Origin of the sequence: Lunatimonas salinarum, assembly GCF_017811155.1 — a bacterium.
Classification (GTDB): Bacteria; Bacteroidota; Bacteroidia; order Cytophagales; family Cyclobacteriaceae; genus Lunatimonas; species Lunatimonas salinarum.
Window position 1 is genome coordinate 44,646 of record NZ_JACVCV010000005.1, and the last position, 11,715, is coordinate 56,360.

General features: G+C 48.8%; 8 protein-coding genes. 2 read left to right on the forward strand and 6 right to left on the reverse strand.

From position 1 onward, the window contains the following. Positions 1-36: 36 nt before the first annotated feature. Positions 37-2,352, forward strand: coding sequence for a TonB-dependent receptor (locus tag IAQ59_RS07340; RefSeq protein WP_209330150.1), 2,316 nt, complete (start codon positions 37-39; stop codon positions 2,350-2,352). 20 nt (positions 2,353-2,372) lie between these two features. After that, positions 2,373-2,996, forward strand: coding sequence for an HmuY family protein (locus tag IAQ59_RS07345; RefSeq protein ID WP_209330151.1), 624 nt, complete (start codon positions 2,373-2,375; stop codon positions 2,994-2,996). A 277-nt stretch (positions 2,997-3,273) separates the two neighbouring features. Here IAQ59_RS07345 and IAQ59_RS07350 read toward each other — a convergent pair whose 3' ends face one another. The 6 genes from IAQ59_RS07350 to IAQ59_RS07375 form a co-directional block, all read right to left on the reverse strand. Next, positions 3,274-4,140 carry an SMP-30/gluconolactonase/LRE family protein gene (locus tag IAQ59_RS07350; protein ID WP_209330152.1) on the reverse strand — a complete coding sequence of 289 codons (867 nt, stop codon included), beginning with the start codon at positions 4,138-4,140 and terminating at the stop codon, positions 3,274-3,276. A gap of 66 nt (positions 4,141-4,206) precedes the next feature. Further along, a complete protein-coding gene (locus IAQ59_RS07355; RefSeq protein ID WP_209330153.1) occupies positions 4,207-5,091 on the reverse strand; it encodes a sugar phosphate isomerase/epimerase family protein in 885 nt (294 codons plus the stop codon). Positions 5,092-5,128: 37 nt separating this feature from the next. Continuing rightward, positions 5,129-5,920 carry an SDR family NAD(P)-dependent oxidoreductase gene (locus tag IAQ59_RS07360; protein ID WP_209330154.1) on the reverse strand — a complete coding sequence of 264 codons (792 nt, stop codon included), beginning with the start codon at positions 5,918-5,920 and terminating at the stop codon, positions 5,129-5,131. 2 nt (positions 5,921-5,922) lie between these two features. Continuing rightward, on the reverse strand, positions 5,923-6,948 hold the full coding sequence (locus tag IAQ59_RS07365; protein WP_209330361.1) for a zinc-binding dehydrogenase: 1,026 nt from the start codon (positions 6,946-6,948) through the stop codon (positions 5,923-5,925). Positions 6,949-6,987: 39 nt separating this feature from the next. Beyond that, positions 6,988-7,692: an orotidine 5'-phosphate decarboxylase / HUMPS family protein gene (locus IAQ59_RS07370; protein WP_209330155.1), complete on the reverse strand. Its 705-nt coding sequence runs from the start codon at positions 7,690-7,692 to the stop codon at positions 6,988-6,990. A 545-nt stretch (positions 7,693-8,237) separates the two neighbouring features. Then, positions 8,238-11,660, reverse strand: coding sequence for a HEAT repeat domain-containing protein (locus IAQ59_RS07375; RefSeq protein WP_209330156.1), 3,423 nt, complete (start codon positions 11,658-11,660; stop codon positions 8,238-8,240). Between the last annotated feature and the right edge of the window lie 55 nt (positions 11,661-11,715).

An 11,715-nucleotide genomic window follows, 5' to 3' on the forward strand; every position in this document is an offset into this window, starting at 1 on the left:
CCGGTGGAAGAATCCACCGGGAAAAAATTTTACCCCATGTATAGAATTAATCTTAATAAAATTAAGCATATTCTCTTGCTGTTTGCCCTGACCGTCGGTGAACTATGGGCAACAGCAGACCACCCCATATTACTTCGTGATCGGAGTGGAAATCCCATTCCACACGCGATCATTCGGATCCAAAACACGGATATCATTCCTATCACTCCCGACGGTAGATTTGAAGTCCCCGTGCAATCTGATCCAAAGGCTTGGATTGAAATTACCGCCATTGGTTACGATCCTTTAAAAATACAGATCAAAGAGGCTTTGGCACTTTCTGTATTGCGAATGAAGGAGAAAATTGGCCAGTTAGAGGAGGTAGTAGTTTCCGCAACCCGCACAGACCGAAGTGTAGAGAGCCTACCCATGCCCGTAACCATCATTGGAAAAAGCCAAATCCAAGAAACAGGTGGTATGCGCCTTTCCGAGGTACTTAGAGAGCAAACAGGCCTTCAAGTGGTGCCTGATCACGGATCGGGGCTTCAAATGCAAGGATTGTCTTCGGACTATATCCTGATTTTGCTTGATGGAGAACCCCTCGTGGGGCGCACAGCAGGTACCTTTGACTTGGACCGTATTGCCGTTTCCAATATTGAACGTATAGAAGTGCTACGCGGCCCCTCCAGTGCCATCTACGGAAGCGAAGCCATGGCCGGCGTGATCAACATCATCACCAAAAGCAGTCAAATCCCTGTTTCTGCGAGCCTGGATGCTCGATACCGATCCTTCAATACCAGCGATATCAGCGCGGAAGTCGGAATCAACAAAAATGAGTGGAGCGTCTACGCCTATGTCAATCGGTTTTCAACTGAAGGGTTTGACCTAACGCCTGATGTAATAGGAATGACGCAAAGCCCGTTTCAGGCCCATACGGCTCAGTTTAAACTGGGCAAAAAATTTGATAAATGGGACCTAAAGGTCAATTCCAGGTTCTACACCGAAAATTCGACCAACACCATGGAAGTGAGGGACGGCAATTCGCCACGCTTGGTGGACATGCAGGGGCAGCGAAAAGACATAAACCTCAACCCAACGTTGAGTTTCCGGCCCAATGAGCATTGGCTATTCACCCTTAGAACGATGACTTCCGCATTTGAAACCAAGATGCTTACTCAATTTCGTGAAGACGAGACATTGTTGGACAACCAAGATTTTAGACAAAACTATCACCGAACCGAACTACAGATAGATCATCAACTAAATCAAAAGCACCTACTGACGCTAGGGCTGGGACACCTGCTAGAATCCGTAGACGCTACACGATACGAAGATAACAACCGCTTCGACGCTGGCTATTTATTTCTCCAGCATCAGTGGGATCCAACTAAAAAATGGAACATCGTTTCCGGACTTCGAGCAGACGTGCACAGCCAATACGGGGAGCAGCTAAGCCCGAAGGTGTCTGCGATGTATGCGTTCAGCGAACGATTCAGATGGCAAGCTTCGGTCGGAGCGGGATTCAAAGCCCCTGATTTCCGTCAACTACTACTCAACTTTAACAACGCATCCTCCGGATATTACGTTTTCGGTGCCAATTTGGTCCAAGAGGGTATCCAACGGCTGCAATCACAGGGACTGGTACAACAAATTTTGATTGATCCTGCGCAGTTTGGCGCACTAGCGGCCGAAACTTCGCGTGCGGTGAATACCGGCTTTCGTTGGAACATCCACGATGACTTGCTCCTTACCGGAAACTTCTTCCTAAACCACATAACCAACCTGATCGAAACCGCTCCGGTAGCTAGGCTCAATACCGGGCAGAATGCCTTTTCTTATTTCAACGTCGCAAGTGTAGTGACTCGTGGGCTTGAGGTGGATTGGACGTACCGATTGTCCGACAACCTGCAAGTATCCATGGGCTACATGTATCTGGATGCCCAAGACAGGGACATAGTGACGCAAATTTCGAACGGCGAACTATTTACCCGAGATGCCCAAAACCGGACCCGCCGCGTGACACTCGCTGACTACGGAGGACTGTTTAATAGAAGTAGGCACAGTGGCAACGTAAAAATCAGCTATCGGGAACCCTTTACCGACATCCGATTAGCGCTGAGGGGTATTTACCGTGGTCGGTTTGGGTTTGGCGACCTTAATGGCAACCTGATTTTGGACGATCCTACTGAATATGCAAGAGGGCTAACTGCATGGAACCTAACCTTGCATAAAACCCTTTCAAACGGCCTCACCATAGAGGCGGGTGGGTTTAACCTTTTGAATCAATTGAATCTGTACGATCCTTCAAATCCGGGACGAACCCTATTTATGGGAGCTCGCCTTCCCTTGCACCAATTAATCAAAACCAACTAAGAAAACTAATCCGCATACCAATGAAAAAAATGATTGCCTCTCTTTCCAGTTTATGGTTCCTTGCCACGTTAATAGGCTGCGACACCAACGAAGAAAACCAACCTGAAATTCCACTTGAAGCCATCTTGGTAGAAAATATCCATGCCCCCAACGACGTGATAGACCGGAGCACCGGCGATATCACAGAAAGTAGGCCGTTTCGTTACTTTAGCTTGGAAGATAACCAGTTGGTAGAAAGTGAAAGCGGCAATTGGGATATTGGGTTCAAAGGAACCACTATAATAGTCAACGGCGGCATCAGTGGCTCCGGAAATGCACAAGGAACCGTAGTCACAGGGGTATTTGATGAGATCGATGTCGTTCCCGCATCAGCAACCTTTATTAGTGACGGAACGGAAGGACTGGCGATACCTACCGGATCAGGCAATGGATGGTACAATTATAATTTCCAAACTCATATCGTGAGTCCGATTCCAGGAAGGGTGTTGCTATTTAAGACCAATGCCGGAAACTATGCGAAAGTTGAGATCCTTTCGTATTACGAAAATAATCCACCACTTGCCGAAGTCATCGGATTGAGTACGCCAAGCCCCTATTACACCTTCCGATACATCCTTCAGCCAAATGGTTCCAAAAACTTTTAATCAATAAATGCGGTCGAATGCCACGCAAACACTAATCGCAGATAACCCAACTATGGGCTTGAAAAACAACGGGACGGACCTTCTGTAGGCTACATGATGAATGCTATAATTTGATACCGTTACATAACCATCACAGCTACCTGAATAAAGACCTCCAGGCTAAAAGTGAACTCAGCTTGGAGGTCCTTTTCATTTTGGTTTTAGGTTTTCTTAGCTTACGCTTGCTCGGTTTTTGCGCTGGAAGCAATTCACAATAAGCAATCCAATGAAGAATACCTTAAATTAACACTTGAAATACCGGTGCACCTTTTACCGGGAGTTCAATTATGAAAACACCACCACTCTGCGGAAAATTGGCCAACTGTTCGGCGTTCATGTTCTCCCTCGCAGTGGTAATCAACAGGTGCTTACCCTCCGGCCCGCCAAAAGCACAGGAAGTCACGTGAGGAGCAGGTACTTCAATCCTGTCCATTAACGTGCCATCCTCGGGATTCCATCTGTACACGCCCGAACCACCGTAATGGCCTACCCATAACATTCCTTCCTCGTCCAAACACATCCCATCCGGTGTGCCGAGCTCTTCCGGTACAACCACGGCATCTTTTCTATAAACAATGTCACCGGTGGAAACGTCAAAGTCAAAAGCCTTGATTTTTCTGGTAGGACTGTCAATATAATACAACGTCTTGGTATCGAGTGACCAGGCCAATCCATTGGAGATGGTCACCCCATCCAGTTTTTTGGTCATCTGCCAACCCTTATCGACACAAAACAGCGACCCCGCTCCCTCCCGGAAATCCAACCCCATAGTTCCCACCCAAATACGACCTGCCGGATCACAGGCTCCGTCGTTGCAGCGGATCGAAGGGTCAGACTCCAACTCCAACAGCCATTCTAACTGCGCAGTTTTCGGATCAAAACGAGCCAATTTACCATCCAATGCCAAAATGAAAACCTCCCCCTGTTCCAGCACCAAGGTTAAACGATGGGGAAATTGCCATGTTTTTAATTGCCCACTTTCCAACTCGTAGGAATACAAGGTACCGTGTTCGATATCCACCCAGAGAAAAGCCCCCCAGTCGGACTTCCAGTAGGGTCCTTCGGCCAACATGCATTGAGAATCGTATAGCAAAGAAGCTTTCATAGCAAAACAAAATTTAGCCTGAACGAACCTTAAAAAAGGGTCGGCCCGGAGATTAAACTACGTTGATTAGGGCCAATAGATGGCGATTTTCTTTTGCAGAAAGGCAACGCTGCGTTCCAGCTGATCCATGCCATCCACACCATCTTCAATACTGATCCAAGAATCAAAGCCTACCCGCTTCAGCTCGGTAAAGATGGCATCGTAATCATTCAGTCCCTTTCCTATCTCTCCATGGCTAAGTCTTTTGGCGTAGCCCACAGCACCGCCCTCCTCTTTGCGGAGATCCTCGATAGTTCCCGACTTCAAATACCTGTCACTGGCATGCATGGTTACTACCCGATGGGATACCTTTCTTAGGAGCTCCAACGGATCCTCACCCGCCAAAAATGTATTGCTGGGATCGTAATTCACGCCAAAATTCGGATGATCGATCTGATCAACCAGCTTGGTAAACACATCCATTTGCTGTGCAAATTCGGGGTATTCCCAAAAATCATCCTTGTAGTGGTTTTCGAGAATAAGTGTGATGCCACGCTCTGCTGCAAAAGGAATACAGGCCATAATGGAATCTGCTGCCAGCTTTACGCCCTCGTCTATGCTCAACTCGGGTCGCTTTTGCCCAGAAAGCACCCGGCAATAGCTACCGCCAAGTACATGTGTCATGTCTATCCAGTTTTTCTGCTTGGCAATCTCCTTCTCTCGAAACGCCTTGTCTGGATGGGTAAAATCAGGAGAACAACACATCATGGGGATGGTTTTGCCCGTATCCTCTACCATTGTTCGAAACCCCTGCCATTTGGATCTATCTTCCATTTCCAAAAAACCGGCATACCATTCCAGCCCTTCTATATCCAACTTGCTGGCCAATGCTATCCATTCGGCTATTTTCATGCTTCCGTCCTTGCATAAGGCCTGCATAAAGGCCTTGGGGAAAGCGGCTAATTTTGGCATATCACTTAGTTGTTTAAAACGTATTAGATGTTTTTCTCTATTGAATGGTGCTGGTATCCTTGGGAGCGTTTCGTCCGATCATGGGATACTGCTCCAACTCCATTACTTGACCACTTACCGGACCGGATTCATCAGAAAGCCAAAATACAGCCGCGGCGGCAATTTCTCTTGGTAAAATAATCCGACGCGCTGGGGCATACATGGCAGGCAGGTTTTCGTACCAAGTATTGGAGAGTCCGTGCTCCTTTTTTCGTTCGATTTCCGTTTCGGTGAGCACCCATCCCGGATTAATCTGATTGATCTTAACCCCATGATCCCTAAAGAGGACATCGCCTAGGTTGCGGGTCATGGTCATCAGTCCTCCCTTGGAAATACTGTAGGCCAGTAAATTGGGTTCACCGCTCCAAGCATTCACAGAACCAATATTTAACACACACCCGGATGAGTTCTCCAAATACGGGAGCGCCGCTTTGATCAGTAAAAAAGGGGCGATGGTATTGACTCTCAGAATTTTTTCCATAAAAGCGATATCGGTGCTTTCCAAATTAGAAGCAGCGACGATTGCCGCATTGTTTACTACTGCATCCAACCTTCCGAACCGCTCTATCGCCAAGTCCACCAGTCGCTTGGCGGTGGACTCCTCGGCCAAATCGCCCACGAGACTCACCGAGCTGTCTTTGCCAAGTTCCTCCACCACTTGTTTTGCCCAGTCGGCTTCCAAGCCATGTACCACCACCTTGGCCCCTTCCGCCACGGATCGGAGCGCTATGGCCTTGCCAATACCCGTCGTACTCCCCGTGATTATGATTACTTTATCCTTTAGTCGCATACTTAAGCGGGCTTTAACACACTCTTGACAACTTCGCCGTGGTGCATTTTTTCAAAGGCTTCCCTCCAGGATTCGATCTCCCAAACACCGCCAATAATGGGCTTAACATCCAGCGTACCGGATGCCATAAGTGCAATCACCTTTTCCCAGATAGGCCAATTGTGGCTAAAGCTGCCCTGAAGTCGCACGTTTTTCTGGACGATGGGATCCAACGAGAAATTGCAGGGTTGTTTGCCCCACCCTACTTTGGTTATTTGCCCATTGGGTCGTACCAAGTTCATCGCTATTTGCAGCGTGCTACTGTGTCCTGCTGCATCTACAATCAGGTCTGCACCGAGGCCGTCTCCCGCTTTTGCCCATTCAGTGGCATCCCCCACCAGACCGGTGACACCATACTGCTCCGCAATTTTCAGACGTCCACGGTCTGCCTCGAGTCCTACAATGGCCACCTCGGCACCGTTGATTTTTGCCATAGCAGCACATAGAATACCAATAGTCCCCGGCCCAATCACCAACACCCTATCGCCTGGTCTTACATTGGAATTGGACACCACCGCACTGTAGGCCACGCAACTCGGCTCGGTCAAGCAGGCTTGCTCAAATGGCACATGCTCCGGAACATGGTGTAAACAACGTGCCGGCACTCGCACATATTTGGTCATGGCACCGTTTACGCCATATCCGAATCCTTTGCGCGTAGGATCCAAGTTGTAAAGGCCTATCTTGCTCATGGGATTATTGGGGTCTATCACCGCTGCCGTTTCACTGACCACACGGTCACCCACTTTCCACCCGCTTACCTGAGAGCCCAATTCCGCGATGCGGCCGCCAAACTCGTGGCCCAGCACCACCGGGTAGTTCACCGGCCAACTGTGGTCGGAAGTCCACTGATGCAGGTCACTTCCGCAAACACCCACATTGGCCACTTCCAGTAACACATCTGTGTCCCCAATTTGAGGTAAATCTATTTCTCTGATTTCTACAGAGCCTTTTTCCTCCGCATAATTGACGACAGCCTTGGATTTCATTGCGATTGACATAAAATTGATTGATTAGTTTGGTTACGGTTATTTTTTCAAAGGCACATCGCCGTAGGCATGCACTGCCTGACAGATTAACCGTAGCGATTCCTCCAGGTTACCGTCAGCGGTTTTAAATGCATCGGCATCGATCGTAAGGGGAGCCCCTAGCACTACCAGCGGAGCTCCGTATTTGGGACAGGCGATCGCCTGCTCCAAGGAAAGGCCGCCGACTGCCTGTACAGGTACACTTACGGCATCAACCACTTCCTTGAGTTGATCCATGGGACTGGGCATACGCCTGCCTTGGGCAGCTATTCCCCGCCGCTCATCGTATCCGATGTGGTGTATCACGATGTCACAGCCCAGGTCCTCCAACATCTTTGCTCCAGCTACCATGTCGGGACAACCCAAGTTATCACCCATTACTTTGGCTCCAAAGTCTCTGCCAGCTTGAACAACACATTCGATGGTTTCTTCGTGGGCACGTGCCATCACGACCACATAATCAGCACCGGCCTTTGCCATCATCTCTGCCTCCAAGTAGCCACCGTCCATGGTTTTTAAATCTGCCACAATGGGGACATTTGGAAATGCCTCCCGCAGCTTACGGACTCCGTGCAGGCCTTCGGCCAAAATAAGCGGGGTACCTGCCTCCAGCCAATCCACTCCCGCCCTTAAGGCCATGGCGGCAGTCTCCAGGGCTTCGTCAATATTGGTTAGATCCAGTGAAATCTGTACGATAGGTTTCATAATATGATGTGGGATTTAAATAGAAAAGATTTTTACCAGTCTTCGTTTAGTTAATCGACTAAAACACGCTTATAAGTACCTTAAATTGTAGGGATGGACTACCCGTTTTTCGAAAATCATTCTTTTAATAGAGCACATACCAATATTCTAGCCCTAATGACATTTGCTAAGTTCAAAATTATTTCCTCGGGAAGCAACTAGCTGTCTGGTTGGCTTGCGGAACACCGATAAAAAATATCGCTCTGAAAAATAACCAAAAAGATAACCAAGCTTATCGGTTTATCACCCTAGCCATACCCATACATAACCAAAGGGATCATATTGCTGTATTAGTCAACTATTGAGTTAACCGGTAAACCAAACTTTCTATTTACCTTTTCACGTGTTTATAATTTGTGCTTTAGCGGTCAGATGGAATCCCTGCCTGCGGCAGGCAGGTCGCACGAATTCCCCGATAGCTATCGGCGCATCCCGGTGTGTGACGGCTACGTCATGCCTGCCTGTCCGCTAGACAGGCTCGATTTCGTATGATGACCACTCGGAATTTATTCCTTGATCGTAGCCAAAAAACTCACCAAGTCCCTAATCTCCCTGCGGCTTAGGTATTGTTTCATGTCGGGCATACTGGAGGGCGCATCCCGCCGGGCCACCACATGTTCTTTCAATACCACCGTATCTGGCTTATTTCCCATCTGAACCGTGATACTCAACTCATTCTCAGCCGCCTTGATTCCCGCCAACTTTTGGTCATCCTTCAGATCCAGCATGACCACACCAAACCCCGGTGCCAAGCGTTTACTGGGGGTTATCAGTGCCTCAAGCAACTCCCTTCTATCCAACAGCTTGCCTATGCCATTTAATCTGGGACCTGCATTGCCTCCGAAATCGTCGTAAGCATGACATTTGATACATTGTCCTGTAGGGTGTTGGAAGAAAATTCGCCTGCCTTTCGATACATCACCTCCGTACATACTACCATAATAAGACGCCAAAACTTGATCTTCCGAGTAATTTCCGACAATCTTCTCATAGTTGGTATTAAGTGCTTCATCATCCAACGCTTCAAGCGTCTCGTATAACTCCAGCTCAATTTCAGGCATTAACGTCCCTTTTTCCAGCTTATCCAATAATCCATTCAATACAGGTCGTACCGCATCTACCTGAACTTTTGCTAGTGACAGCAACGCCGCTTGACGCTCCTCGACAGTCTGCTTCTCCACCACGTCCGCCAACAGACTGGCTTTGAGTTGCTCTGAAATCTCGAGTTTCTCTATCAACCGTAACCCTGCAACCCGAACATTCTTTTCCTTATCAGAAAGTGCTATCTCAATTGCTTCCACAACCGATGCAGCGTTCATAGATGCCAATGCGGAAAGACTTGCCTCACGGACTTGGGGAGAGGTGTCTGAACGGAGTAACGCCAGCATACGCTCCTCTGACGCTTGTATATTCAACTTGGCCGCCGCCCGAATCGCACCAATTTTTATAGCCTCTTTTGATCCAGCCATCCATTCTAAAAGCATAGGCTCTGCGGCTAACCTGAGTTCGGATGGGTCACGCTGTACTTCGCCCCTATACCTACCATCTACCCGATCAAGCACTGAGGGTTTAGCCCAAGTGCCTAACGCCTCAATCGCTTCTACTCTCATGGCTTCCGGTGCATCGGGGTTGGCAACATATGCAAGTAAATTGTGCATATTTTGCGTGGTTCCCAATCGCAGATTTGCTCCTATGGCCCGGCGAATAATAGGCTCATTAGTAGAGGTGGAATTCACCAATAGGGCTGCAAGTGCTGGCATCGCATCGGGAATGGAAAAATCGTCATTGATGGCCCTGGCAGCTTCCGCCACCACGTACTCATCCGCATCCGCAAGGAAATCCGCTACTGCCGGATCCTCCATGCGCCTTAAAGCCACCACCGCAGCGGTACGTACTGCACGGGAGGGATGATCCTTTAGTGCTGCCACGGGGCTAGGATCCCCTATTCGGGCCAACGCCAAGCTGCCTGCATGCCGCAAGTAGACATCTTCGTCGTTGTTGTGGGCTAACATATCAATAATCGGGGCTACCGCATCCCGATATCCGATCCTTCCCAACGCCTCAGCCGCAAAAAAACGTACCCGTGCGTGGGCATCATTTAGCAATGGAATAAGATCTTGTCCGGCTTCTTTAAACCGTATATCGCCTAACCAGCGGGCTGCCTGTGCACGAATCTCGGGATCCTGGTCACGCAAATACGGGACGAGCAATGCCGCCGATTCGGAATCTTTGGATGCGAGCTGACGTATGCCCCATATCGCATGAACACGGGCGTGTAGATTGGCCGTCTGTGCCAACTGCCTACTAAATACTTCCTGAGCCTTGCTACCTTTATTCACCAAGGCAAACTGGGCCTTGCGTCGAATCCGCTGATCGCTATGGGCAAGTAATCTCTCCAGCTCATCCAAGTCTTTTTTACTAAAATCTGCAAGCATCAACTCCTTCGTCTCTACGCGAGGGGCCCAATCAGCCGCACTCGCATCTTCCATCTTCCAGATACGTCCGTATCCCTTGTTTACCCATCCATCTATCCAGTCAGAAAAATACAGAGCCCCATCCGGGCCAAAATCCATCCCTGTAGCAAGGATTCCTCCCATCACCTGTTCGGTTTCCTGAAGCTCAAATCCTGCCCCTTTGGGCGTCAACTTAAATGCATGAATACCAGATCTGGCCGGATTACCTGCAAACTCTGCAACAAAAAAGGTGTTATTCCATTTTGGACCCAGCGCGGTACCGGGGTTGTAAAGCATCCCAGTAGGGCCGTTCACGTAGTTGGCGATGGTGGGTATAAAGTAAGCCGCTTGATCGTCAGCACGAGGGGTGTGCATATTTTCGTCCATCCAAACCTTATATCCATTATTGTCTGGATCACGGTATTTACCGAATTGCCAATTGATACGCCATCCGGTGTCGGAACCATCCACCAAATATACTAAGCGCTCCCGCTCCCCCCGATGATCACCGTCGTTATCCACGCTGATCAGGTTTCCAAAATCGTCAAAAACGAACTCATGGGTATTTCGCACTCCCATGGCAAATACCTCAAATTCTGTCCCGTCGGTATTACAGCGCACCACAACCCCTCTATTTGGGAAATGCCATTTTTTACCGGCCGCATCCACACCGCTAAAACCAATGTCTCCAATTCCCCAATAGAGCTTGCCCTCTGGGCCGATCGCCAAACCTGACATATTATGCCCTCCAAAACCGACATGCACCCCAAAACCGTGCATCAAAGAAACCTTGGTATCCATCAGCCCATCGCCGTTGGTATCTGTGAGTTTCCAAAGATCCGGCGCCACTCCAACAAACAACTCTCCACCGTGATACAGCACAGCCCCTGCCACGTCCGTAACTTCTTCATGAAAATCCTCTACGACCAACTGCGCCAAGTCTGCCAAGCCGGAGCCATCTGTATCTTCCAGCCGGTAGACATTCTCCTTCTCAACCGTCAAATCGCGCCAATCGTGTGACCCGTCCTGATTGATATCCGGCAGCCATTGGTTTTTGTCCGAATTTTCAGGGCGCAATTCTTCCCTGATAAAGGATCGCCTATCCTCTACAGATTGCATCTTAATGGAAGCTATCTCCCAGTCCTGGTGACTTCGGATATCAAACTCTGATATCTTTCGTCGGTTGGTTCTGGAATAGAAAAGCCGCCCATCGTCGTCAAATCGAATCGATATGGGATCTGCTACGAGGGAATCAACGGCCCACACACTAAGGCGTAAATCCTCGTGCAATGAAGGTTTAACGATTTCCTCCACCGTGGAAGCCATGCTACGAGCGGTGGATTCATCTAGGGTTTTTATACGAAGATCTATGGGATCACTCTCCTTACACGCTGACAAACTAAGCCCCAGAAGCGCAAAAACGGCTGTATAGGAGTGAATTCTCTGAATGACGGTTAATCTATTTAGATGTATCATAAGGTTTGGACAGCCTTCTAGGCTATGTGGCTTATGGTTTGGTTATTTGGTCGAA